This is a genomic window from Aliiglaciecola lipolytica E3 (genome assembly GCF_000314975.1).
In the GTDB taxonomy this organism is placed as follows: domain Bacteria; phylum Pseudomonadota; class Gammaproteobacteria; order Enterobacterales; family Alteromonadaceae; genus Aliiglaciecola; species Aliiglaciecola lipolytica.
Genome location: NZ_BAEN01000049.1, coordinates 40,921 through 65,364 on the forward strand (window position 1 = coordinate 40,921; position 24,444 = coordinate 65,364).

Genomic DNA, 24,444 nt, shown 5'->3' on the forward strand with positions numbered 1-24,444 from the left:
GATGTTTTACTTTTTTACTTTCTGATAGTGTCTAAATCGCACTTTATAATATGCACGAGTAATTAGCAGCCCTACTAAACCTGCAAGTAGCATAAGCACTAAAAGTTGTTTGTAAATTTGATTTTGATATTCGGCGTGAAAAAGCATGACTTGCTTTTCATCTAGCATGAGCCGTATGTAACCTAAAATTTTGTCATCCAGTACAATTTCTTCCACAAACACCAATGGAAAATCGTCTTCAATCAAAAAGTTTGCTAGCACTGAACTATTTTGTTCGTTACTTTCAATTACTTCTCCACGTCGGTTATAAACTGATACGCCTGCGACATGGCTGTCTTTGGTTAGCAAATCTAGATAATTAAGTATTTGCGTATTTTGCTGCTCCTGAAGATGAGGTGCAATGATGTCAGCAGTGTATTTCGCTAAGCTGCGACCCAATTGAGATGCTTGATTATTGTGCCAATTTTGCGATTGCTCTGTGTTTAAAAGCCAAATGTTAACGCAAATCGCTGCCGCTACTATCAACAGGGTGAGATTCGCTACTCGTTTAAATATTGAGTAATTACTGGGGATTTTATGGCCTGATTCAGCCACACCTAATTTTGTCATGTCCATGGCAAAGACAATATGACAAATTGCTTCATTTGCCAATATTAGAATTAGTTTTATTTAATTCAAGGTTGTCATGCGGCCCGAATCAATCTAATTGTTCTATATCATAGGGATATCTTATTGCACAGCAAAGTGATTTAGGTAGAATCCGTTGTCCCAATGACTAATCTGGCGTGTTAACAGTGCTTACGACTAAATTATCTACTCAAGAGTGGCTTTCTGCTAAATTTCTCACCAATCTTCATCATAAAAATGTGAGTTTTGTTTTACCTGAAGCACATCAGGTTGAATTAACTGAGAACCCTGACGCGGCGAGTCAGCAGTTGATTTTGTTTTCTGAAAGTCTGAATTTAGAAAAGCTATACCAGATCCAAGGTGCGCTTGCTGAAGCGCTAAAGGTAACGGTTTATCAACCGGGGTATCAGGGTAATAATGGTTGTGCCATTGATGCCCAAGTCACAGTATTAGACTCATCAAACCTACCCGCTTTAATCGAGACGGTAGCAGTGCGTTTTCAAGTTGATATTAGTTTACTCGAGAAGCGTCCTACCTTAACGAAACCGGGCCTTTTATTGATGGACATGGATAGCACCGTAATTGGCATTGAGTGTATTGACGAAATTGCTAAGTTAGCTGGAGTGGGTAAACAGGTGTCAGAAGTCACTGAGTTGGCAATGCAAGGCAAATTAGATTTTGCGCAAAGTTTAACTAGTCGCGTGGCTTGTTTAGCTGGTGCTGACGAAAGTATCTTAAAAACCGTTCGCGATAACGTACCGATTAATCTTGGCATTAGTCGATTATTAGCTGAACTGAAAAACGCGAATTGGAAACTTGCTATCGCATCCGGCGGATTTACTTACTTTGCTGATTATCTGGCACAACGTCTGGATCTGGATTTTGCCATTTCTAATCAACTGGAAATTGTTGATGGCAAACTTACAGGTAAAGTTTTAGGGGAAATCATCGGGGCTCAAAGTAAAGCAGATACCCTAAATATGTTGGCTGAAAAGTATGCTATTGAAAAATCGCAAACGATTGCATTAGGCGATGGTGCAAATGATTTGGTAATGATGGCACAAGCAGGGTTGGGGGTGGCTTATCATGCTAAACCTGTAGTGCGTCAACAAGCTGATGCAGCATTACGTTTTTGCGCGGCCGATGGATTATTGGCGTTACTCACTACAAATGAACAGTAAGCAATAAAGAACATGCTGTCAGCAGCTTACAGCTCAATATGGTAAAGTCTACTATGCAAATATTTAAACCAAGCGCTAAAGCTTAAATTTGGTCAAACAAGAAACTCATTATGTCTATCACAAAAAATGCGCCTCAATCTGCTAGTTCAGAAATACTCGATAAAGTTCGTGTAGTTTTAGTCAATACTTCTCATACAGGTAATATAGGCTCAACTGCTAGAGCGATGAAAACCATGGGGCTTAGCCAATTGGTATTAGTTGACCCGGTAGACAAACCTGATGGCAAAGCCAGTGCATTAGCTGCAGGCGCGGGGGACGTTCTGGCCAATGCGAAAATAGTATCTACTTTGGAAGAAGCGGTTAAAGATTGTGGTTTAGTTGTCGGTACGAGTGCGCGTTCACGTACGCTGTCATGGCCAATGCTTGAACCACGCGAGTGTGGAGAGAAACTCATTAGTGAAGTAGAGCAGTATCCAGTCGCATTAGTTTTTGGACGTGAAAACAATGGATTAAGCAATGAAGAGCTCCAGCAGTGCCATTTCCATGTGTGTATACCCGCTAATCCTGAATATAGCTCATTAAACTTAGCAGCCGCTGTACAAACTCTTTGTTACGAAATTCGAATGGCGTTTTTAAATAAATCTCGTATACCAGAAGAAACCAATGAATATCCGTTAGCCGATGATTTAGAGCGTTTTTATAGTCATTTGGAACAAACCCTTTCAAAAACGAATTTCATCATTCCGCAACATCCCGGTATGGTGATGACCAAATTAAGACGTTTGTTTAATCGCGCACGACCTGAAACCCAAGAATTGAATATTCTGCGGGGCATTTTAGCGTCTGTTGATAAATCGATTAAAGCCAAAGATTAGGAAACTGCTAAGTAACAATATGTTTGAGCGAATTAAAGAAGACATCCAAAGTGTATTTCATCGAGATCCTGCAGCACGCACCACGTTTGAGGTTTTAGTTAATTATCCGGGGCTTCATGCTATTTGGTATCATCGCATTGCACACAGGTTATGGAAAGCAAATTGGAAGTGGCTCGCTCGCACAATTTCAACTTTTTCGCGCTGGATGACAGGCATAGAAATTCATCCTGGGGCTACTTTAGGTCGTCGGTTTTTTATAGATCACGGAATGGGTGTTGTTATTGGAGAAACCGCCGAAATCGGTAATGATGTCACGCTTTATCATGGTGTGACCTTAGGTGGAACCAGTTGGAATGGTGGTAAACGCCACCCGACGTTAGAAGATAATGTGGTGGTAGGAGCAGGTGCTAAAGTGCTTGGGCCGATTACCATGCATAAAGGGGCAAAAGTAGGCTCTAATTCTGTTGTGGTTAAAGATGTTCCCGAAAACGCTACTGTGATTGGTATTCCGGGTCGAATCGTTGTGCAAAAACAACAAAAAGATCAAGATAAACATCAACATCGTGATAAAATTGCGCGCAAATATGGATTTGACGCATACGCAGTCGCGCCCGACAATCCAGATCCGGTCGCCAACGCTATCGGTGTGATGCTTGATCATGTTCACTTGATAGATACGAAAGTAGAAGAAATGTGCAAAGCAATCAATCAAATGGGAGGCGAAGTTTGTGGTAAATCCCTACCTTCAATCACCCTCGATGACTTTCAAGATTCGGACTTAGTTGAAGATTTCCAAAAAGCGAAAGATGCATTTGATCCCTCCATTTAACGATATCTGATTAAAGGTAATACTTGACTAAATTACTTGGTCTAATACTTGACTAAATTAGTCAGGTATGTGAGAATTCCAACCATCTTATTAACTGGAATTTTCTATGAAACTTACTTCCAAAGGCCGATACGCTGTTACTGCGATGTTAGATGTAGCCTTGCACTCCCGAAGAGGGCCGGTCTCGTTGGCTGATATCTCGGAGCGTCAGGAAATTTCATTATCTTATCTTGAGCAATTGTTTTCACGCTTAAGAAAAGAAAATCTGGTTAAGAGTGTTCGTGGACCTGGCGGCGGATATAAATTAGGTCGCTTGCCAGAAGAAATAGCAGTGGGCGAAGTCATCAGTGCAGTAGATGAATCTGTAGATGCAACCCGTTGCCAAGGCAATTCAGATTGTCAAGGTGGTGAACGCTGCCTAACTCATAGCCTATGGCAAGATTTGAGTGAAAGAATTAGTCATTTTCTGAATAGCATTACGTTAGGTGAACTTATGGCCAAACAAGACGTAAAAGCTGTGGCAGGAAGACAAGACAGAAATAAACAACTTAATACGGTTGTTGCAAACGAAATCGAAATTAGTTTGCAATTATAAGCGGAGCCAAAAATGAGCAATATTAATTTACCTATCTATTTGGATTATTCGGCAACCACTCCGGTTGATCCGCGCGTAGCCCAAAAAATGATGGAGTGTCTAACACTAGAAGGAAATTTCGGTAATCCTGCCTCTCGTTCACACAAGTTTGGCTGGATTGCTGAGGAAGCTATTGACCTTGCTAGAAATCAAATTGCTGAATTGGTGAATGCGGATCCTCGTGAGATAGTTTTCACATCAGGCGCAACTGAGTCTGATAACCTTGCAATTAAAGGTGCAGCCCATTTTTACAGTAAAAAAGGTAAACACATTATTACCTTAAAAACTGAACACAAAGCTGTGCTAGATACCTGTCGTCAATTGGAACGTGAAGGTTTCGAAGTAACTTATATGGATCCTAAGCCGAATGGTTTATTGGATTTAGATGCATTTAAAGCCAATCTTCGTCCAGATACAGTACTGGTTAGCATTATGCACGTTAATAATGAAATCGGAGTTATTCAGGACATTCAGCAAATTGGTGAAATTTGTCGTGAAAATAAAACTTTGTTCCATGTCGATGCCGCTCAAAGTGCCGGTAAAATTGATATCGATTTACAAGCGTTAAAAGTCGATTTGATGTCTTTTTCTGCACATAAAATATATGGCCCTAAAGGTATCGGAGCATTGTATGTACGTCGTAAACCACGGGTTAGAATAGAAGCGCAAATGCACGGCGGTGGACATGAACGTGGAATGCGTTCAGGTACATTGGCAACACATCAGATTGTTGGCATGGGAGAAGCTTTCCGTATTGCCAAAGAAGAAATGGTCGAAGAAAATGCGCGCATTTTAAAACTACGTAATCGTTTATGGAACGGCCTGAAAGATATCGAGGAAGTGTACTTAAATGGTGACCTTGAGCAACGTGTCACCGCAAACCTAAATGTTAGCTTCGCCTATGTAGAAGGTGAGTCATTGATTATGGCACTTAAAGATATGGCAGTGTCATCAGGATCTGCGTGTACTTCTGCAAGTTTAGAGCCGTCTTACGTATTGAGAGCATTAGGCTTAAACGATGAATTAGCGCACAGTTCGATTCGTTTTAGTATTGGTCGATTCACTACTGAAGAAGATATCGATCACGTTGTTAGCGTGGTGCAAAATGCGATCGACAAGCTACGCGAAATGTCACCGCTTTGGGATATGTTTAAAGACGGTGTCGATCTGACAAAAGTTGAATGGGTTCATCACTAATTGATGGATCAGATAGTTTGGAATTAACGCGAGAAATCGTAATTTAAGAGGTAAGTAACATGGCTTACAGTGAAAAAGTTATTGATCATTATGAAAATCCACGCAATGTAGGTGGGTTTGATAAGAGCGACCCAACCATTGCTACTGGTATGGTAGGAGCACCGGCCTGTGGTGACGTGATGAAACTGCAACTTAAAGTGGGTGAAAATGGTGTCATTGAAGATGCTAAATTTAAAACCTATGGTTGTGGATCAGCAATAGCCTCAAGTTCATTAGTAACTGAATGGGTAAAAGGCAAAACGCTTGATGAAGCTGTGACAATCAAGAATACAGACATCGCTGAAGAGTTAGCGTTGCCTCCGGTAAAAATTCACTGCTCTATTTTGGCTGAAGATGCTATCAAAGCAGCAGTAGAAGATTATAAATCAAAGCACAGCAAAGCTCAGTAAAATAGTTAGAGGAGTCAGTTTTGGGAATTAAAGTGTCAGACTCAGCTGCAAAGCGAGCCAGAACATTTCTAGAAGGCCGAGGAAAAGGGGTAGGTTTACGCTTAGGTGTAAAAACCACTGGTTGCTCGGGTTTGGCTTATGTTCTGGAATTTGTTGACGAGTTAAATGCTGATGACCAAGTATTTGAAGATAATGGCATAAAAATCATCATTGATGGTAAAAGCTTGGTTTATCTTGACGGTACTGAACTAGATTTCGCCAAAGAAGGCCTTAACGAAGGGTTTTTGTTTAATAACCCTAACGCAAATGGTGAATGTGGTTGTGGCGAAAGCTTTAATGTTTAATGCTGTTGCCAGCAGCTTATCGGCTAGTTTGTTTTTAGAAAGTAAAACATCGTTATGAACTTCTTTACGCTTTTTGGTTTGCCAGAAAATTTTCAGGTGGACAAAACTCAGCTAGCTAACGTTTATCAATCATTAGCTAAAGTCACGCATCCAGATCGTTTTTCTAACGCAGGTGGTCAGGAAAAGCTCATGGCTGTGCAAAAGAATGCGCAAGTCAATGACGGCTATCAAATTCTTAAAAATCCTCTCTCGCGTGCTGAGCATCTGTTGGAACTCAGAGGTATTGAGTTGCAACATGAAACCCAAACCATGCAAGATCCAACATTCTTAATGCAGCAAATGGAATGGCGAGAACACTTGTCTGAAGTTGATGATGCAGCAGATCCTGAACAGGCATTAGCGGATTTAGATAAAGATGTTGCGATACACTCTAAACAACACTTTGAAACCTTAAGCGAATTGCTTGAAGAACAAACAGAGCAGGCGAATGCGCTTGCAGCGGCAGAAGTAAGAAAGTTAAAGTTCTTGAATAAACTGCACAAAGAGATCGAACTCAAAGAAGATTCATTATTTGAAGATTAACGCCTATGCGTGTCACTAAAAATTAAAAAGCGAGTTAGAACGAATTATGGCACTATTGCAAATTGCAGAGCCGGGTCAAGCGGCTGCACCTCATCAACGTAAACTAGCTGTTGGCATTGACTTAGGTACGACCAATTCATTGGTAGCGACCGTGCGAAGCGGGAAACCCGAAACCCTGCCAGATCAATTCGGTCGGCATATTTTGCCTTCTGTAGTTCAATATTCATCCTCTGAAACGATCGTCGGTGAGCAAGCTAAACAATCTGCTAATCTTGATCCTGCTAACACAATAGTGTCAGTTAAGCGTTTGATGGGAAGAAGCCTAAAAGATATCCAAACTCATTATCCCAATTTACCTTACGAGTTTGTAACTGACAAAGAACAAATAACAATTAAAGTCCCCGGTTCTACTGTTAACCCAATTCAAGTTTCTGCAGAAATTTTAGCAAACTTAAAAGCCCGCGCAGAAGACTCCTTAGGAGATGAATTAACGGGTGCAGTGGTGACAGTTCCTGCCTATTTTGACGATGCACAACGGCAAGGCACCAAAGATGCGGCGCAATTGGCTGGGTTGCATGTTTTACGATTGCTTAATGAGCCCACAGCCGCTGCGATTGCCTATGGGTTAGATAGTGGCCAGGAAGGGGTAATAGCTATTTATGATTTAGGCGGTGGAACGTTCGACATTTCTATCCTTAGATTATCTAAAGGCGTGTTTGAAGTTTTGGCTACCGGTGGTGACACGGCATTGGGAGGAGACGACTTCGATCAACTGCTGTTTGACTATATTTGTAAACAGGCCAATCTTCCCGCAGAAATATCGAAAGGTTTACGTCGTCGCTTACTCGATGATGCAAAACTTGCCAAAGAAGCATTAAGTAATGATTCGGCAGTTGATATCCAGTTCACTGATGATCAAGGCGATAGTCATGAGGTAGTTATTAGCTGTTTGACCTTTGAAAGTTTAATCGAACCTTTAGTGAAAAAGTCATTGCGGGCTTGTCGACGCGCAGTCAAAGATGCTGAAGTTGAGTTAGAAGACGTTTTACAAGTGGTAATGGTAGGTGGTTCGACCCGTGTACCTATGGTGCGTCATAAAGTTGGTGAGTTTTTTGGTAAAACACCACTTACATCAATTGATCCTGATAAAGTTGTAGCGATTGGGGCGGCGATACAAGCGGATATCTTAGCCGGTAATAAGCCAGACAACGAAATGTTATTGCTAGATGTTTTGCCGCTGTCTTTGGGGATTGAAACCATGGGCGGATTAACGGAAAAAATCGTTGCTCGTAATACCACAATTCCAGTTGCTAAGGCCCAAGAGTTTACCACGTTTAAAGATGGCCAAACGGCAATGATGGTGCATGTTCTGCAAGGTGAACGGGAATTAGTTAAAGATTGTCGATCACTAGCAAAATTTAATTTGACTGGCATACCTCCTATGGCAGCAGGAGCGGCACATATTCGAGTCACATTCCAGGTTGATGCAGATGGCTTACTTAACGTCACAGCAATGGAGAAATCCACAGGCGTGAAAGCTGAAATTCAAGTTAAGCCTTCCTATGGTCTTGAGGATGCAGAAGTGGCTGAAATGTTGAAGTCTTCAATGCTACATGCCAAACAAGATATGCAAGCGCGTATGCTGAAAGAACAGCAAGTCGAGGCCTCTAGGGTGGCAGAAACGCTAAACAGTGCTCTGCAAAAAGACGGTGACGAGTTACTCAGCAAAGATGAAAATGCGGCGATTAAAGACGCCTTACAACAGATGTTATCCCTAGCTGAAGGAACAGACATAGAAGCAATTAAAACTGCTATCGAAAAAGTCGACAATATCAGCCAAGCGTTTGCTGCAAGACGAATGGATAAATCAATTAATCAGGCACTTACCGGCCACTCAGTTAACGAAATTTAGGTTTTAAGGAGCGCGATAATGCCACAGATTATATTTTTACCGCATGCAGAGTTGTGTCCAGATGGCGCAGTTTTGGAAGGAGAGAAGGGCACTTCGGTGTTAGATTTGGCTTTGAAAAATAATATTGGTATTGAGCATGCGTGTGAAAAAGTGTGTGCTTGTACAACTTGCCATGTGCTAATTCGCGAAGGTTTAGATTCACTGGGTGAAGCAGATGATCTAGAAGAAGACATGTTGGATAAAGCTTGGGGTCTTGAGCCTGAATCTCGACTTGGTTGCCAAGCGATTATTCAAGATGAAGATTTAGTCGTGGAAATTCCTAAGTACACAGTGAATCAGGTCAGTGAAGGGCATTAGTCTTTCTGACTTGAAATAAATCATAAAAAACCTCGGACTACCGGGGTTTTTTGTGTCTTTTGAAACCTAACGTTTTGCTTATTGGATTTCAGTTACCTGATAAATCGTCACAGTACCACTGACTTCGTTACCGATAATCAGTAAGGCATTGCCGTTAGGGCTTTGCTCGGCTGGTACAAATTTAATGCTTTCTGGACCTAGGTCGCCTGAATCAGCCACTTCAGAACAATCCATACCTTCATTTTCGTCACACGGATTATCAAGATCATCATCCAATTCGAAATCAGTGGTGAAGTCACGGTTGTTGTTATGTGCAACAAAAGCAACATTAAATGGATTGGTTACGTCGTAGGTGAATAGATCGCCTGAACGCTCTAAACCGATAAACGCATAGGTACGTCCGTTCACTTCTCCCACTGCAATTGCTTCTGGCTCGCCACCTTTGTCATCTGAGCGATTGTCCCCTTTATTCTCAGTGTGAGCACTGTTAAAGTCGTTACCAAGGATAGCGGAAGAGATTTTTTCGAAATCATCGCCAGAATCGAAGACTTGATTAATGCTTTGATCCCAAATTGAGAAAGAGCGAGAGCCATAAGCGTAAAGTGCTTCATACACGCCATCTTCGTCAGCGTCACCCAGCTCTGTGGTTACTTTGAGACGTCCAAGACCGTCATCCGCACCACTGGCATCATATGCAGCTTGTAACTCATCTGACAACAGCATATTCAATTCGTCTGGATCTACTATGTCCTCAACCCGCACCTCTTCTGAAAATGCATCCCAATCACGTGAATCTCCTTCGTTGGCAGATAATATAAAAGTTGCCCCATTCCATTGGTAAGTTGCGATTGTGTCAGGTTGATACATACCGTAAAGACCAGCAACACTGCTGAAGCTTGGGACTTCATCTTCATTGCTGAAATCTAATTCGAATTTCCCCCAATCTTTAAATCCTAATCCTTTCACTTCTATGCTCATATCGTCTAAGTCGATAATCCCAATTGCATTTGCTTCTTGTAAGGATACATAAGCTTTTTTGCCATCAACGCTCATGGCAATGTATTCAGGTTCAAGATCTTGCGCTACTGTCGTGCCATCTGGACCGGCAAACTTAACTCCCATAGCTTCAAGAAGCGCTCTTCTTTCTTCATCTGTATCGTAGTCTTCTTCGTCTAAGGTATCGTTTGAAAATACCATGTCGGAGCTAAGGTTGATGTTTTCTGCCAGATCAGCAGGGACACCGTCGGTGACCGCAATTACTGAAATACTGCCTTCAGGATCAACATTGTAATCTGTATCTGGTTCCCCTTCATTTGCGACAAGCACTAAACTTCCATCTTCGCTAAAAGTCACCATATCGGGTAGGGCGCCGACTAAGACCGCTTTCACAAATGTTCCTTGCCCCATTGCGTCTAGTGTATAAAACAGTACGGCACCTTCATCCGTTTTTGATTCACCTTCAACCGCTAGTGCAAGCATATCCGCATTGATTGCTACTGAGTTTGCCGCACCTAATGCGATTGTTTGGTCAAGGTCGTTGGCATCTTTCACGGTTACACTGCTAGGAAACGTAAAGGCAGTAGAGGTTAGGCTCGTATCAGTTATTGGATTTCCAACTGCTACGGTTGGCAAGTTCACTAACGAAATAACTTCGATTTGATTCATGGCCGCATTGATCGCAAATGCTGATTGCGACGTTTCGTGGAACTGCACAATTTCGGCAGCACTTTTACCATAAACTTCGACGCCGCCAGCTGCAAATCTGCCAACAACTTCAATCGCCAATTCGCGAGGTAAACTTTGGCCATCCGCGCCATCAGCACCATTAATACCGTCTGCCCCCTGAGGACCAGTTGCACCATCTTTTCCATCGTCACCATCGAGCGTACAACCACTTAACGCGGTTACCACTGCTAAAGTAACTAACCCAACCTTTAACTTTTTTAGCTGCTCTTTCATTATTATTCCGTCATAGATATGTAGTGTTAAAATCAGCGGTTTACCTTAAGAGTTGAGAATGAAATATTTGCTACATTTATATGAACAAATTATGACGCTTATACTGTTGATATGGGCTTGAAACGTGAAAAGCAGAATGAAATTGGGGTGTTTTTTTCAACTGTGTTGATCTTTTGTTACAGCTAAAATAAAAAAGTTTGCGGAATTTACCAGATAAATTAGTCATTGATTGTAAAGTTGCATATAATCCGCGCGGAAATTTTAGCAATTATTTTTTTATATGTAATCGGAGACCTGTAAATGGCCTTAGAACGTACTTTTTCAATCATTAAACCAGACGCAGTAGCAAAAAATGTTATCGGTGCGATCTATAATCGTTTCGAATCTGCAAAGCTTCGCATTGTTGCATCAAAAATGGTGCACTTAAGCAAAGAGCAAGCAGAAGGCTTTTACGCTGAACACAGTGAGCGTCCTTTCTTTAACGCGCTTGTTTCTTTCATGACGTCTGGCCCAGTTATGGTTCAAGTGTTAGAAGGCGAAAATGCAGTTTTACGCCATCGCGAAATTATGGGTGCTACCAATCCTGCTGAAGCGCTAGCGGGTACATTACGTGCAGATTATGCTGCATCAATTGATGAAAATGCGGTTCACGGTTCTGATGCTGCTGAATCTGCAGCGCGTGAAATTGCGTATTTTTTCTCTGACGAAGAAATCTGCCCACGCACACGCTAAGCGTTTTGCTTTTTTCAAAAGGGGAGCATTGCTCCCCTTTTGTCGTAGTAAAGTTTGCGTATAAATTGTACAATTTGTTCCTGTTTAATTGAGGTTGTTTGTTTTATGTCTGTAGTCAGTCAAGTGGCTAAAACCAATTTGTTAGATTTTAATCGCCAAGGTTTGCGAGAGTTTTTCGCGTCAATTGGTGAGAAACCATTTCGTGCGGATCAATTGATGAAATGGATTTATCAGCAGGGGGAAACAGACTTTGAAAAGATGACTAACCTCAATAAGTCGTTAAGGGCTAAACTTGTTGAACGTTGTGAAATAAAAGCGCCGGAAATTGCTTATCAACAAAATGCCACTGATGGCACCATCAAGTTCGCCTTAAAACTTGAAGGTGGACAGGAAGTAGAGACTGTTTGGATCCCTGAAGCGGATCGCGCTACCTTGTGTGTATCATCACAGGTTGGCTGTGCTTTGGAATGTACTTTCTGCTCTACAGCGCAACAAGGATTCAATCGTAATCTAACTGTTTCTGAAATAATAGGTCAGGTATGGCGAGTCGCAACTACCATTGGCTTATCGAAAGATACGGCTAAAAGACCTATTACTAACGTTGTGATGATGGGGATGGGGGAGCCGCTTCTAAACCTGAAGCATGTGGTGCCAGCCATGGACATTATGTTAGATGATTTAGGTTTTGGATTGTCTAAGCGCAGAGTTACCCTAAGTACCTCAGGTGTGGTGCCAGCCCTTGATAAATTAGGTGATATGATAGATGTCGCTTTGGCTATTTCGCTTCATGCTCCTACGAATGATCTACGCGACGAAATTGTTCCTGTGAATAAAAAGTACCCAATCGAAGAGTTTTTGGCAGGGGTAAGGCGTTATTTAGCAAAGTCGAACGCGAATCAAGGAAAAGTCACAGTTGAGTATGTTATGCTCAACGGCATAAATGACAGCACTGATCAGGCGCACCAGCTTGCTAAAGTACTTAAAGAAACACCATGTAAAATAAATCTAATACCTTTTAATCCTTACCCTGGTTCTCCTTATACCTGCTCCAGTAATTCTCGTATCGACCGTTTTTCAAAAGTACTGATGGAGTATGGAATTACAGTCGTGGTACGTAAAACTCGCGGTGATGATATTGATGCAGCATGCGGTCAATTAGTAGGCGACGTGGTCGACCGCACAAAACGAATGCTGAAAAAACAACTGAAAGGTGAACAAATTTCAGTAAAATTAGCCAACTAGTTGGATAAGTCGCTAACAAGCAGTTAGCATAGGCTGAGTAAACAGCCCTCAACGTAAGTGAATTTTATGCGTAGTTTTTTGATTGTCGCAATGATATTTCTCTCAGCTTGTGTCAGTGAACCATTACCTGACGGTTTTAAAGCAAGTGATGATTTTGATCCTGTCGCTGCGGCAAAAAACAGAATCTCTTTAGGACTTACTTATCTTAAAAATGGCAATTTTAGTCAGGCTAAATTCAATCTGGATAAAGCACTGCAATTTGCACCTCGCCTAGCGGATGCACATTTTAGTATGGCCTATTATTACCAACAGGTAGATGAGATTAAACTAGCCGATGATGCTTATCAAAAAGCGCTAGACTTTGATCCTAAAAATCCCGATATCGCTAATTCATATGGCGCATTTTTGTGTGAAAACGGTAATTATGAAGAAGCCAAAAACTATTTTCTAAAAGCAGTGAATAGTGCGAACTATATTTCAACAGCTGAGACATACGAAAATTTAGCGCTTTGTAGTCAAAGTCAGGGGCAAATCGATGACGCGATTACCTATTTACAAAGTTCGTTAAATCATCAACCGTCTAGAGCTAAAGCACTGCAACTTTTAGTTGAATTGCAAATGCAACAGCAACAATGGAACGATGCAAAACTTAGCTTACGTCGACTTGAAAAAAACTCCAGAGTAACGGCGGACACGCTTTATATGTCAGTGGTAATAGAGCAGGCGCTCAACAATGATGAGCTTGCTAAGGGGTACGGCGATATGCTAATAAGCATGTATCCTAGTCATCCTAAGACGTTGGAATATATAAAAAATCGTAAAAACATAAGCAACTTGGTGACTAAACAAAAAGTTGTCAAACAGCTTAAACCTGCTACCGATCAAATTGTTAATAAAGAAACTCAACCCCCAGTTTCAGAAACATTAAATAATGCTAATCGTGACAATGAAATAACCGCGCAAGAAGAGCAGAATCTGGCTAAGCAACAACAAGATAAAGCACCGCTAAAAGACTATCCGGTAGAGGATCTTCCGATAGTCGAACCAGTTGAAAATGAGTCTGACATTTCAACTGAAAATGTAAAAAACAAACCGGACAGTGAAGACACTCAAATTGCCCAATATCATGTCGTTGAAAAAGGCGAAAATTTGTATCGTATTTCGTTGAAGTATAATGTAAAAATGCAGCGACTAATCGATTGGAACGAACTTCCAGATGCATCATCTATATATGTAGGAAAAAAATTAATTGTGATAGACCCTGAAGCGGTAGAACAGAAATGACCGAAGAACAACAAGAACAGCCAGTATCAGTAAAAGGACCTGGCGCTATTTTGAAAGAAGCGCGTGAAAAATCTGGGCTGACGGTCGGTGATATAGCTAATAAACTGCATTTAAAAGCAAATATCATAGCGGCGATCGAATCTGATGAATACGATCCTAAAATTTCGATGACCTTTACCAAAGGTTATTTGAAGTTGTATGCGAAACAAGTACAGGTAAAAGAAGAAGTCGTATTAGAAGCATTTGCTTCTCAATATGAACAGGAAAAAGAACCGGCTAAGCTGCAAAGTTTTTCAAAGCGCGTAGCAAAGCAAGCAAATGACGACCGCTTGATGCTGATCACCTATGGCATTGTCGCTGCAATGTTAGCATTGGTGGTTATTTGGTGGTTACAACAGGACTCCTCAGATAATTCAGTTTCAAACCCCGTTTCAACGGTTGAAACCACAGATACAGCACAAACTTTTGAAGAGCCGGAGTTGTCTGAACAACCTACAGCTGATGATCTCATCATCAGTGCGCAAATTGAACAAGATAATGCGGCTGAAATTGAAGAAAGTAATTTGCAACCTGAAGACACAGTTTCTGAGCCAGATACTATTGAATTGGCCACGGAAGAAACAACTGAGCAGCAAACCGCTGACCTGAAAAATATTGAACTGGTCTTTGAGTTTTCTGAAAATTGCTGGATGAATTTAGTTGACGCAACGGGTGAAGCAATAGCCTACGGCGTAAAAAAGCAAGGCCGTGTTATGACCGTGTCTGGGGTGGCCCCCTTTGAAGTCACATTAGGCGCACCACAAGTGGTACAAATAAGTTACGACGGTGTGCAAGTTGATATGTCCCGTTTTGACGCTGGTAAAACGGCGAAATTTTCACTACCATTTGCTCCGTAGTTAAAGGTATAGATATGTTTTCTGATTCTCCTATAAAACGACGTAAATCTACACGTATTAACGTAGGAAATGTGCCCATTGGTGATGGAGCACCCATCGCTGTGCAATCCATGACCAATACACACACCACAGATGTGGCAGCTACTGTTGCACAAATCAATCGAATTGTTGGAGTCGGTGGTGAAATCGTGCGAGTTTCAGTGCCAACAATGGATGCTGCAGAAGCGTTTAAAGAAATTCGTAAACAGGTGAACGTGCCGCTAATAGCTGACATTCATTTTGACTATCGGATTGCATTGAAGGTCGCCGAATATGGAGTGGACTGTTTACGCATTAACCCTGGTAATATTGGTAGTATGGAGCGAGTGCGCTCTGTAGTTGATTGCGCAAAAGATAAAAATATTCCAATACGTATAGGTGTCAATGGCGGCTCGTTGGAAAAAGAGCTGCAAGAAAAATATGGTGAGCCTACTCCTGCTGCATTAGTCGAATCAGCGATGCGGCATGTGGATATTCTAGATAAATTGAATTTTGACCAGTTTAAAGTCAGTGTTAAGGCGTCTGATGTGTTTCTCGCGGTTGGAGCATATAGAGAACTCGCTAAGAAAATCGATCAACCCTTGCACTTAGGGATCACCGAAGCTGGTGGGTTCCGTTCTGGAGCAGTAAAAAGCTCGGTCGGATTGGGAATGCTATTGGCTGAAGGGATTGGCGATACAATTCGTATTTCATTAGCTGCCGATCCGATAGAAGAAATTAAAGTTGGTTTCGACATTTTGAAATCGTTGCGAATCCGTTCTAGAGGAATTAATTTTATAGCGTGTCCTAGCTGTTCACGACAGGAATTTGATGTAATCGCGACAGTCAATGCCTTAGAACAGCGTGTAGAAGATATACTAACGCCCATGGATGTTTCAATTATAGGCTGTGTTGTGAATGGGCCTGGTGAAGCAGAAGTGTCGGATTTAGGTCTTACTGGCGCACGTAATATGAGTGGATTTTATTTAGATGGCAAACGTCAAAAGGAACGCTTGTCTAACGAAGATTTAGTTGATCAATTAGAAAAACGCATTCGAGCTAAAGCTTCTCAGTTAGATGCAGCACGAAAAATTGATGTTAAACAAGTGGGATAAAAATTTTTATCGCTTGTAACACTACTACCAAAGCCCCTATAATACGGGGCTTTTTTATTAGGGTATTGGCAATTTGGTAGCCAATACAGTTACGGATTTCAGAGTAAGTATTTAGTGACAAAACAAATTCAAGCTGTTCGCGGGATGAACGATTGCTTACCCGCTGATTCAGGTATATGGCAATGGGTGGAGAACAATATTCGTCGCGTCGTTGTCGCATACGGTTATCAAGAGCTACGTACGCCGATCGTCGAAAGTACCGATTTATTTAAGCGCTCGATTGGTGAAGTGACAGACATAGTCGAAAAAGAGATGTACACCTTTGCTGATCGTAACGGTGACAGCTTGACCCTTCGTCCAGAAAATACCGCGAGTTGTGTTAGAGCGGGAAATGAGCATGGTCTGATTTACAATCAACAGCAACGTATTTGGTACATGGGCCCGATGTTTCGTCATGAACGGCCGCAAAAGGGAAGGTATCGTCAATTCCATCAATTTGGTGTTGAAACCTTTGGCTTAGAAGGGCCGGATATTGATGTTGAAGTGATTATGCTCAGCGCTAGGTTATGGAAAGTGTTTGGGATAAGCGAGCATGTAACCTTGGAGCTAAATTCCTTAGGTTCTAATCAGGCGCGAGCTGAATATCGAGAAGCGCTTGTCGAATATCTCATAGAGCGCAAATCTCAACTGGATGAAGATAGCTTGCGTCGCTTGGAGTCTAACCCGTTGCGTGTGTTGGATAGCAAAAATCCCCAAGTACAAGAGGCGATTAAAGATGCGCCCACACTATTAGAATATTTAGATCCAGAATCAAAAACTCACTTCGAGTCTTTATGCACAAAATTAGACAACATGGGTATTGCTTATCGGGTAAACCCACGTTTAGTGCGCGGCTTGGATTATTACAATCGCACAGTATTTGAATGGGTGACTGATAGTCTTGGCGCACAAGGTACTCTGTGTGCAGGTGGACGCTATGATGGCTTAGTCGAGCAATTGGGCGGTAAACCTAGCTCAGCTGTTGGTTTTGCAATGGGGATTGAGCGTCTTGTATTGATGTTGCAAACCTTAGAGTTAACTTCCGATGTTCCTGATCCTGTTGATATTTATGTGACAGCCTTAGGTGATTCAACGGAACTTTACGCTATGAAATTGTCTGAGCAATTGAGAGATTTAGCACCACAGCTTAGAATCCAATTACATTGCGGTGGTGGAAACTTAAAAAAGCAGATGAAACGTGCAGATAAAAGCGGAGCATCAATTGTATTGGTGATCGGCGAAAACGAAATGCATGAAAATAAAGTGATGGTGAAATATCTACGTGAAGATATTCCACAAGTATCGATTGCCAGCGAAGAACTTAGCACTTTTTTAGGCCAGTATTTTAAAATTTAAGGTTGTGTCTGCATAAGTCATGACGAGTTGTACGAGGAAAACTAAATGGAACAATTAGCAACAGAAGAACAACAAGTAGAAGCAATTAAACGTTTTTGGCGTGAAAATGGCTTAGCGATTGCGGTTGGTGTGGTATTGGGCGTTGGCGGTTTGTACGGTTGGAGATATTACAACGATACGCAAATTGCTGAGAAAGAAGCTGCTTCAAAGTCTTACGAGTTGGTTACGACAACGTTGACTGCAGACAACACTGAAAAAGCGCAAGCTTTTGTTGAAAATAACGACAGTGGCTACTCTATTTTAACAGCGTTGCAGCTAGCTAAATTATCAGTTGAAAAAGGTGAGTTAGAAAAAGCCGCAGGTCATTTGAAGTTTGTTGCTGATAACGCCAGTGATGCTGCGATTAAGAGTGTAGCAAATTTACGCTTAGCTAGAGTGCAAAACGCATTAAGTCAATTTGACGAGGCGATGGCTAGTTTGACACTAGTTACTCAAGATGCGTTTGCGGCACAAGTCGACGAGATCAAAGGGGACATATACGTCAATCAAGAACAATTTGATGATGCAAAAAAAGCCTATAATGATTCGTTGAAAATAAACGCAAACAACCAATTAGTTAAAATGAAATTAGATAACTTAGCGGTTGCTATTAATGGGTAGTATTAGTATGCGCTTAGGTTGGATAAAAGTAGTGACATTTGTGAGTGTGATGACACTTGCAGGTTGTTCAACCATTTCTGGTTGGTTTATGGATGACGAAGAAATCGAAATCCGTACTTTACAGCCAATTGAGTCCCAGTTTACTGCTAACCGATTGTGGTCAGATAATCTTACTGGTGGAGTCGATAAGTTTTACTCCAGATTGCGCCCAGCTGTAGCCTATGACAAAGTCTTTGCCGCAAGCCGACAAGGTATTGTTGCTGCCTATGAGCTAGAGTCAGGAAAACAGGTTTGGAAGCGTGACTTAGCATTTTATCCAAATGATAAATGGTATAGTTTTATCACGAATATGTGGTCAAACGGCATTTCTGCAAAAATTTCCGGTGGCATTACAGTCATCTATGAAACTGTTTTCTTTGGGTCTGAAAACGGTGAAGTTTTTGCCTTAGATGTGAATACCGGTGAAACCAAATGGACGAGTAAAGTCCGTGGTGAAATTATTGCCTCACCTGCTGTTGATGAAAATGTCGTACTTGTAAATACTGGTTCTGGTGCATTGTTTGCCTTAGATGCCAGTACTGGAAAACAATTGTGGTTGTTTGAGTCAGACGTGCCTGCGCTTAGTTTGCGAGGTATCTCAGCGCCTGTTGCAGCAAACGGTGGTGCTCTAGTGGGAACAGCGACAGGTAAACTGGTTGTGAACATACTGGGTAGTGGTCAAACAGCTTGGGAACAGACTATTTCAGCGCCTTCTGGTGCAACCGAACTTGAACGTATTGTTGATATTGATAGTCAGCCGTTAGTCGTTGGCCCTAATGTGTACGTTATTTCTTTTGATGGCACACTAGCGTCAGTTGAACTGCGCAGTGGGCGAGTCATATGGAAGCGTGAATACAACTCCTATAGACGCTTAGGTATCGACGGCAATAGCTTGTACGTGACGGATAAAAACAGCAATATTTACAGCATTGACCGCCGTAACGGTGTAGAAATGTGGAGCCAAAGCAGCCTTAAGAAGCGGAATTTAACTTCCCCCGAATCTATAGGTAAATATATTGTAGTGGGCGACAAATACGGATTTTTACATTGGTTGGATAAAACGGATGGTAAAATTGTCTCGCGCATGGATATCGGCGGCGATGATGAAGATGAAGGGATATACGTTGCTCCGGTTGCTTTTGGCAACAAGCTTTATACACAAACTAGAGATGGTGAATTAATCGCGATTGAAGTACCTATAATCTAACTGGTTTATATAGGCTTATAATCACAGATTGTGCGTGTTGAGTGCTTAATAGTCTTATTCACATCACAGCTTTAGTACAAACATTGGCGGCTCAATTATCTATATAGGATACTTGAGCCGCGACTTTTTTATTGGAATGATATTATGTTACCTGTCGTCGCTCTCGTTGGCCGTCCCAACGTGGGAAAATCAACTTTATTTAATCGCTTGACGAATAGTCGCGATGCCTTGGTTGCGGATTACCCAGGATTAACCCGTGACCGTAAATATGGGCAAGCGAAATATGAAGGTCTACAGTTTATCGTTGTGGATACTGGCGGTATTAGTGGAGATGAACAGGGCATTGATGCTGAAATGGCGGAGCAATCTCTGTTAGCAATTGACGAAGCTCATGTGGTGTTGTTTTTAGTCGATGCCAGAGCCGGATTGACCCCAGCCGATATCGGTATTGCGAATCATTTACGTAAACAAGAAAAAACCGTTTATGTGGTCGCTAATAAAGTCGATGGTATAGATGGTGACAGTGAAACTGCTGAGTTCTACTCCCTTGGATTGGGTGAGATTTCCCAAGTTGCAGCCGCACATGGCCGCGGTGTAACCCAGTTACTTGAAAAGTCTCTCAAGCCGCTTGAAAAAAGTTATCCAGATATGCACATTCCTGAAGTTGTGCGTAATGATGATGGTGAAAATGCAGAAGCTGAGTTGCAAAGATTGCAGAGTCTGCCTATTAAATTAGCAATTGTGGGTAAACCGAATGTGGGTAAATCTACGCTCACCAATAGAATATTAGGTGAAGAAAGAGTCGTCGTGTTTGATATGCCAGGAACGACTCGCGACAGTATTTTTATTCCTATGGAGCGGGATGACCGAGAATATATTCTGATCGATACTGCTGGAGTTCGAAAACGCAAAAAAGTATCTGATGCCGTTGAAAAATTCTCGATAATTAAAACGCTACAAGCCATTGAAGAAGCAAACGTGGTGTTGTTGTGTATCGATGCTAGAGAAGGTATCGCCGATCAAGATTTAAGTTTGTTGGGTTTCGTACTCAATGCCGGCCGTTCGTTAGTTATTGCTGTTAATAAATGGGACGGACTGTCTAAAGATATAAAAGATGATATTAAGCGTGAGCTAGATCGCCGCTTAGGATTTGTGGATTTCGCTAGAATTCATTTTATTTCTGCTTTACATGGTACCGGAGTAGGGCATCTGTTTGAATCGGTTCAAGAAGCCTATGCGTCTGCTACAAAACGTATCAATACTTCAATGCTAACGCGCATAATGGAAATGGCTCAAGAAGACCATCAGCCGCCTATGGTGCGTGGCCGTCGGGTTAAAATGAAATACGCCCATGCCGGTGGATATAATCCGCCAGTGATTATCATCCATGGTAATCAAGTAGAGGACTTACCAGACGCCTACAAACGTTACATGATGAATTATTATCGTAAGTCTTTGCAAACTATGGGAACACCTATTCGCGTTGAGTTTAAAGAAGGTGCTAATCCATTTGAAGGGAAAACTAATAAGCTCACGTTATCGCAACAACGAAAACGTAAGCGTTTAATGACTCACCATAAAAAATAGAACCGCTGAATTTTCCACCGAAGCCTTATTAAACAAAGTTTAATAAGGCTTGAGGAAAGTTCACTAAATTTGGCAACGCGGTAATGAGTTGGTCGTCACTAAGTCCGAACCAGCGGCCCATTGGGGCCGCAAACTGCTCTACAGAAACAGATGGAATGAGTCTACCGTTTCCTGCGTCTGCGTCATGTTCAAAAGATGGTGGCGGAATTTTCCCGTATATTTGATTTCCATTGACCGCACCTCCCACTACGAAGTGATGTGCAGTTTTTGGTTCAATTTATTTGCTTAGGACTTTACTTTTTATTGAACCATCATGGAATCGACTAACAATTTCGTCATTCACATTTAATTGTTTACTTTGCTTAATAATTTCATCGCCTCTGTAGGTAATACTATAACCTCTGGATAAGGTCGAAAGCGGGCTAACGCTGTCTAACAATTCTGATGACTTGGCTAGTTGGAGTTGTTTTTTACCCAGAAAGTTCAATATGGATTTGTTTAGTTGTTTAGTTAAGTTCTGATTGTTCTGCAATTGCCGCTCGATACCATTTATTGGTGAGCGAGTCATCAATCGTTGCGACAAGGTAGCCATTTTCTTAGCACGTCTTTCTATGGATGCCTTTACTCTATGTTCCAATAACATTTGCATTTGATCTAAAAACTGCGCTTGTTGTTTAATCCGGTTTTCAGGATGAAGCGGTTTTAGTTGTTGGCTAGCTATTTGCGATCTATGTTTGTGAAATTGCAGATGACTGCGCATGCTACGTTGTAGCCGACCTTTAAGGTTTTGTATGTTTTGAATCACTTCGATGACGTCTGTACTAACTAATTCTGCGGCAGCAGAAGGCGTCGGCGCTCGAACATCTGCTACAAAATCCGCAATTGTCACGTCAACTTCGTGACCTACAGCGCTGATTGTAGGTAAAGGGCAAGAAAATATTTTTCGCGCCAAAGTCTCATTATTGAAACACCACAGGTCTTCCAGTGAACCACCTCCGCGGCCGATAATAAGCACATCTACTTCATTACGACGAGTTGCTTTATCAATCGCTTGGCACAACTGAAGAGGGGCTAACTCACCTTGCACTTGTGCAGGATAGACAATAACGGAAATGAGCGGATTTCTGCGCTTTAATACCGTTAAAATATCGTGCAATGCTGCGCCTGTGGCTGACGTTATGACGCCAACGCGTTGAATCGACTCGGGTAAGGTTTTTTTATGTGAGCTAGCAAACAAGCCTTCTTGGGCTAATTTAATCTTTAGCATTTCGAATTGTTGTTTTAACTGGCCTTCTCCTTCTGGCTCCATGAAATCCACAACAATTTGATAGTCTCCTCTGGCTTCATATAAACCTACGGATGCCCTAACCAATATTTTATCACCTTCCTTTGGCCGTAATTTTATCCGTGAATTGGCACCACGAAACATGGCGGCCTTTACTTGAGCCCGTGAATCTTTGAGTGTGAAATACCAATGTCCAGACGAAGCGGCAACAAAGTTTGAAATTTCGGCAGATAACCAAATTTGACCAATCTCTGTTTCCAACACAGAACGCGCCATTCTATTTAATTGACTGACAGTAAAGATATTTTTTGATGTAGATGTTTGACTCAACACGAATTCCTTTGATTTTTTGCCACCAAAATGCAAATAAATGTATACAGTGGGCACTTATACCCAAAAAACTTTTGAAATATTACAACAATTTCAGTTTACCTGATAACCCAAAACCGCTACAATCACGCCGCAATTAAAACCCGCTAAATATAGGTGTAATTGCATGTTGAGGATTGCTAAAGAAGCCCTAACTTTTGATGATGTACTCTTAGTTCCTGGGCACTCCACTGTGTTACCTCACACTGCCGATCTGCGCACCAGATTAACTCGCAGTGTATCATTGAATATCCCATTAATCTCTGCTGCCATGGATACAGTTTCTGAGGCGAGATTGGCGATTGCCCTTGCACAAGAAGGCGGAATGGGCTTCATTCATAAAAATATGACCATTGAAGAACAAGCTAACCATGTCCGTGCTGTGAAAAAGTATGAAAGTGGTGTCGTTTCTGATCCGGTCACTGTTAGCTCTAAAGCGACGTTGGGCGAGATCAACGCGCTCAGTAAACATCACGGATTTTCTGGTTTCCCAGTCGTTGATGAAGATAATAATCTAATTGGTATTGTTACTGGTCGCGACTTGCGATTTGAAAACAAACTTGATCAACCCGTATCAAGTGTTATGACTCCCAAAGAACGATTGGTCACTGTCCCTGAAGGTGCTGCATCCGATGAAGTACTGGAATTAATGCACGAACACCGTGTTGAAAAAATTCTAGTGGTTGATGATGCTTTCAAACTCAAAGGCATGATTACCGTTAAAGATTTCCAAAAAGCAGAAAGCAAACCGAACGCATGTAAAGATGAATTAGGTCGCTTGCGCGTAGGTGCTGCAGTCGGTGTGGGTGCAGGTACTGAAGAACGCATTCAAGCATTAGTTGAAGCTGGTGTGGATGTGCTGCTTATTGATACATCTCACGGCCACTCACAAGGGGTACTTGATCGCGTTTCTGCTACACGTCAGGCATTTCCGGATATCCAAATTATTGCAGGTAATGTCGCTACAGCTGAAGGTGCCACTGCGTTGGCTGATGCAGGTGTAGATGCGGTAAAAGTCGGTATCGGCCCTGGTTCGATTTGTACTACACGAATCGTGACTGGATGTGGTGTACCGCAGATTACAGCGGTAGCAGATGCGGTTGAAGCGCTGAAAGATAGAGATATTCCAGTAATTGCAGATGGCGGCATTCGCTTCTCTGGCGATATTGCCAAAGCGCTGGTAGCAGGAGCGAGTTGTGTCATGGTTGGTAGCATGCTAGCTGGTACTGAAGAAGCGCCCGGCGAAGTTGAACTTTATCAAGGTCGTTATTACAAGTCCTACCGTGGCATGGGCTCACTTGGTGCCATGAACCAAAGTCATGGCTCATCAGATCGCTATTTCCAGGATGCTAAATCCGAAGAAAAAATGGTGCCTGAAGGAATTGAAGGACGAGTTGCTTACAAAGGACCAATTGCCAATATCATTCATCAACAAATGGGTGGTTTGCGCTCAGCTATGGGCTTGACCGGTAGTGCAACTATTGACATTTTACGCACTAAACCACAATTCGTAAAAGTCACTTCGGCAGGTATGGGAGAGTCCCATGTGCACGATGTAAGTATTACTAAAGAAGCACCCAATTACAGATTAGGTTAGTTCCAGCAATTTATGCAGTCTTAGGTATTGGCTTTCTGCCAATACCTGCTTTTACACAATTAACACGAGATT

General features: G+C 41.9%; 24 protein-coding genes. 20 read left to right on the plus strand and 4 right to left on the minus strand.

All coding sequences use genetic code 11. The annotated features are described in order from the left end of the window. Positions 1-6 precede the first annotated feature (6 nt). Positions 7-615: an AhpA/YtjB family protein gene (locus GLIP_RS12175; protein ID WP_052154980.1), complete on the minus strand. Its 609-nt coding sequence runs from the start codon at positions 613-615 to the stop codon at positions 7-9. Between the two features lie 179 nt (positions 616-794). Here GLIP_RS12175 and serB point away from each other — a divergent pair, with 179 nt between their 5' ends. The 10 genes from serB (at position 795) to fdx (ending at position 8,987) form a co-directional block, all read left to right on the plus strand. Further along, complete coding sequence (serB, locus tag GLIP_RS12180) at positions 795-1,808, plus strand: phosphoserine phosphatase SerB (RefSeq protein WP_008844938.1); 1,014 nt, start codon at positions 795-797, stop codon at positions 1,806-1,808. A 110-nt stretch (positions 1,809-1,918) separates the two neighbouring features. Next, entirely contained in the window at positions 1,919-2,683 is a 765-nt protein-coding gene (gene trmJ / locus GLIP_RS12185; protein ID WP_008844939.1) for a tRNA (cytosine(32)/uridine(32)-2'-O)-methyltransferase TrmJ, read from the plus strand. Between the two features lie 19 nt (positions 2,684-2,702). Further along, the gene (gene cysE, locus GLIP_RS12190; RefSeq protein WP_008844940.1) at positions 2,703-3,512 is read left to right on the plus strand and encodes a serine O-acetyltransferase; all 810 of its coding nucleotides are present in this window, start codon (positions 2,703-2,705) and stop codon (positions 3,510-3,512) included. 106 nt (positions 3,513-3,618) lie between these two features. Further along, positions 3,619-4,107: a Fe-S cluster assembly transcriptional regulator IscR gene (gene iscR / locus GLIP_RS12195; protein ID WP_008844941.1), complete on the plus strand. Its 489-nt coding sequence runs from the start codon at positions 3,619-3,621 to the stop codon at positions 4,105-4,107. Between the two features lie 12 nt (positions 4,108-4,119). Next, positions 4,120-5,343 (plus strand): IscS subfamily cysteine desulfurase, encoded by a 1,224-nt coding sequence (locus GLIP_RS12200; RefSeq protein WP_008844942.1) that lies wholly within the window; start codon positions 4,120-4,122, stop codon positions 5,341-5,343. Positions 5,344-5,402: 59 nt separating this feature from the next. Next, positions 5,403-5,792: a Fe-S cluster assembly scaffold IscU gene (gene iscU / locus GLIP_RS12205; protein ID WP_008844943.1), complete on the plus strand. Its 390-nt coding sequence runs from the start codon at positions 5,403-5,405 to the stop codon at positions 5,790-5,792. A gap of 20 nt (positions 5,793-5,812) precedes the next feature. Then, positions 5,813-6,136, plus strand: a complete 324-nt coding sequence (iscA, locus tag GLIP_RS12210; RefSeq protein ID WP_008844944.1) for an iron-sulfur cluster assembly protein IscA — start codon at positions 5,813-5,815, stop codon at positions 6,134-6,136. Between the two features lie 54 nt (positions 6,137-6,190). Beyond that, on the plus strand, positions 6,191-6,718 hold the full coding sequence (hscB, locus tag GLIP_RS12215; RefSeq protein ID WP_008844945.1) for a co-chaperone HscB: 528 nt from the start codon (positions 6,191-6,193) through the stop codon (positions 6,716-6,718). A gap of 46 nt (positions 6,719-6,764) precedes the next feature. Then, positions 6,765-8,630, plus strand: a complete 1,866-nt coding sequence (gene hscA, locus GLIP_RS12220) for a Fe-S protein assembly chaperone HscA (protein ID WP_008844946.1) — start codon at positions 6,765-6,767, stop codon at positions 8,628-8,630. 18 nt (positions 8,631-8,648) lie between these two features. Next, on the plus strand, positions 8,649-8,987 hold the full coding sequence (gene fdx / locus GLIP_RS12225) for an ISC system 2Fe-2S type ferredoxin (RefSeq protein WP_008844947.1): 339 nt from the start codon (positions 8,649-8,651) through the stop codon (positions 8,985-8,987). A gap of 78 nt (positions 8,988-9,065) precedes the next feature. Here the strand turns inward: fdx and GLIP_RS12230 are convergent, their stop codons facing one another. Beyond that, entirely contained in the window at positions 9,066-10,946 is a 1,881-nt protein-coding gene (locus GLIP_RS12230; protein WP_008844948.1) for a choice-of-anchor I family protein, read from the minus strand. Between the two features lie 300 nt (positions 10,947-11,246). On the opposite strand from GLIP_RS12230, the gene ndk reads away from it, so the two are divergent. The 9 genes from ndk (at position 11,247) to der (ending at position 21,121) form a co-directional block, all read left to right on the plus strand. Continuing rightward, positions 11,247-11,678, plus strand: a complete 432-nt coding sequence (ndk, locus tag GLIP_RS12235; protein WP_008844949.1) for a nucleoside-diphosphate kinase — start codon at positions 11,247-11,249, stop codon at positions 11,676-11,678. Positions 11,679-11,783: 105 nt separating this feature from the next. Further along, positions 11,784-12,920, plus strand: coding sequence for a bifunctional tRNA (adenosine(37)-C2)-methyltransferase TrmG/ribosomal RNA large subunit methyltransferase RlmN (locus tag GLIP_RS12240; protein WP_008844950.1), 1,137 nt, complete (start codon positions 11,784-11,786; stop codon positions 12,918-12,920). A gap of 66 nt (positions 12,921-12,986) precedes the next feature. Continuing rightward, the gene (gene pilW, locus GLIP_RS12245; RefSeq protein WP_008844951.1) at positions 12,987-14,204 is read left to right on the plus strand and encodes a type IV pilus biogenesis/stability protein PilW; all 1,218 of its coding nucleotides are present in this window, start codon (positions 12,987-12,989) and stop codon (positions 14,202-14,204) included. Beyond that, a complete protein-coding gene (locus GLIP_RS12250) occupies positions 14,201-15,100 on the plus strand; it encodes a RodZ domain-containing protein (RefSeq protein WP_008844952.1) in 900 nt (299 codons plus the stop codon). Before pilW ends, GLIP_RS12250 begins: the two co-directional genes overlap by 4 nt. Positions 15,101-15,114: 14 nt before the next feature. Next, complete coding sequence (ispG, locus tag GLIP_RS12255; protein ID WP_008844953.1) at positions 15,115-16,233, plus strand: flavodoxin-dependent (E)-4-hydroxy-3-methylbut-2-enyl-diphosphate synthase; 1,119 nt, start codon at positions 15,115-15,117, stop codon at positions 16,231-16,233. A gap of 114 nt (positions 16,234-16,347) precedes the next feature. Next, on the plus strand, positions 16,348-17,628 hold the full coding sequence (hisS, locus tag GLIP_RS12260; RefSeq protein WP_083880114.1) for a histidine--tRNA ligase: 1,281 nt from the start codon (positions 16,348-16,350) through the stop codon (positions 17,626-17,628). A 45-nt stretch (positions 17,629-17,673) separates the two neighbouring features. Further along, entirely contained in the window at positions 17,674-18,288 is a 615-nt protein-coding gene (locus GLIP_RS12265; RefSeq protein WP_008844955.1) for a YfgM family protein, read from the plus strand. Between the two features lie 7 nt (positions 18,289-18,295). Continuing rightward, the gene (gene bamB / locus GLIP_RS12270; protein ID WP_008844956.1) at positions 18,296-19,534 is read left to right on the plus strand and encodes an outer membrane protein assembly factor BamB; all 1,239 of its coding nucleotides are present in this window, start codon (positions 18,296-18,298) and stop codon (positions 19,532-19,534) included. 144 nt (positions 19,535-19,678) lie between these two features. Then, positions 19,679-21,121: a ribosome biogenesis GTPase Der gene (gene der, locus GLIP_RS12275; protein ID WP_008844957.1), complete on the plus strand. Its 1,443-nt coding sequence runs from the start codon at positions 19,679-19,681 to the stop codon at positions 21,119-21,121. 28 nt (positions 21,122-21,149) lie between these two features. Here der and GLIP_RS12280 read toward each other — a convergent pair whose 3' ends face one another. Further along, on the minus strand, positions 21,150-21,368 hold the full coding sequence (locus tag GLIP_RS12280) for a hypothetical protein (protein ID WP_008844958.1): 219 nt from the start codon (positions 21,366-21,368) through the stop codon (positions 21,150-21,152). A 30-nt stretch (positions 21,369-21,398) separates the two neighbouring features. Then, positions 21,399-22,736, minus strand: a complete 1,338-nt coding sequence (gene xseA, locus GLIP_RS12285; RefSeq protein ID WP_008844959.1) for an exodeoxyribonuclease VII large subunit — start codon at positions 22,734-22,736, stop codon at positions 21,399-21,401. A 166-nt stretch (positions 22,737-22,902) separates the two neighbouring features. Here xseA and guaB point away from each other — a divergent pair, with 166 nt between their 5' ends. Beyond that, the gene (gene guaB, locus GLIP_RS12290; protein ID WP_008844960.1) at positions 22,903-24,372 is read left to right on the plus strand and encodes an IMP dehydrogenase; all 1,470 of its coding nucleotides are present in this window, start codon (positions 22,903-22,905) and stop codon (positions 24,370-24,372) included. Positions 24,373-24,444: the final 72 nt, after the last annotated feature.

What these genes read in the sequence shown, in the direction of transcription:
- iscR (WP_008844941.1), top strand. Translation starts at nt 3,619, where the DNA reads ATGAAACTTACTTCCAAAGGCCGATACGCTGTTACTGCGATGTTAGAT.
- der (WP_008844957.1), top strand. Translation starts at nt 19,679, where the DNA reads ATGTTACCTGTCGTCGCTCTCGTTGGCCGTCCCAACGTGGGAAAATCA.
- GLIP_RS12200 (WP_008844942.1), top strand. Translation starts at nt 4,120, where the DNA reads ATGAGCAATATTAATTTACCTATCTATTTGGATTATTCGGCAACCACT.
- hscA (WP_008844946.1), top strand. Translation starts at nt 6,765, where the DNA reads ATGGCACTATTGCAAATTGCAGAGCCGGGTCAAGCGGCTGCACCTCAT.
- trmJ (WP_008844939.1), top strand. Translation starts at nt 1,919, where the DNA reads ATGTCTATCACAAAAAATGCGCCTCAATCTGCTAGTTCAGAAATACTC.
- GLIP_RS12250 (WP_008844952.1), top strand. Translation starts at nt 14,201, where the DNA reads ATGACCGAAGAACAACAAGAACAGCCAGTATCAGTAAAAGGACCTGGC.
- ispG (WP_008844953.1), top strand. Translation starts at nt 15,115, where the DNA reads ATGTTTTCTGATTCTCCTATAAAACGACGTAAATCTACACGTATTAAC.
- iscU (WP_008844943.1), top strand. Translation starts at nt 5,403, where the DNA reads ATGGCTTACAGTGAAAAAGTTATTGATCATTATGAAAATCCACGCAAT.
- pilW (WP_008844951.1), top strand. Translation starts at nt 12,987, where the DNA reads ATGCGTAGTTTTTTGATTGTCGCAATGATATTTCTCTCAGCTTGTGTC.
- GLIP_RS12265 (WP_008844955.1), top strand. Translation starts at nt 17,674, where the DNA reads ATGGAACAATTAGCAACAGAAGAACAACAAGTAGAAGCAATTAAACGT.
- fdx (WP_008844947.1), top strand. Translation starts at nt 8,649, where the DNA reads ATGCCACAGATTATATTTTTACCGCATGCAGAGTTGTGTCCAGATGGC.
- GLIP_RS12230 (WP_008844948.1), bottom strand. Translation starts at nt 10,946, where the DNA reads ATGAAAGAGCAGCTAAAAAAGTTAAAGGTTGGGTTAGTTACTTTAGCA.
- bamB (WP_008844956.1), top strand. Translation starts at nt 18,296, where the DNA reads ATGCGCTTAGGTTGGATAAAAGTAGTGACATTTGTGAGTGTGATGACA.
- cysE (WP_008844940.1), top strand. Translation starts at nt 2,703, where the DNA reads ATGTTTGAGCGAATTAAAGAAGACATCCAAAGTGTATTTCATCGAGAT.
- GLIP_RS12240 (WP_008844950.1), top strand. Translation starts at nt 11,784, where the DNA reads ATGTCTGTAGTCAGTCAAGTGGCTAAAACCAATTTGTTAGATTTTAAT.
- guaB (WP_008844960.1), top strand. Translation starts at nt 22,903, where the DNA reads ATGTTGAGGATTGCTAAAGAAGCCCTAACTTTTGATGATGTACTCTTA.
- hscB (WP_008844945.1), top strand. Translation starts at nt 6,191, where the DNA reads ATGAACTTCTTTACGCTTTTTGGTTTGCCAGAAAATTTTCAGGTGGAC.
- ndk (WP_008844949.1), top strand. Translation starts at nt 11,247, where the DNA reads ATGGCCTTAGAACGTACTTTTTCAATCATTAAACCAGACGCAGTAGCA.
- GLIP_RS12175 (WP_052154980.1), bottom strand. Translation starts at nt 615, where the DNA reads ATGGACATGACAAAATTAGGTGTGGCTGAATCAGGCCATAAAATCCCC.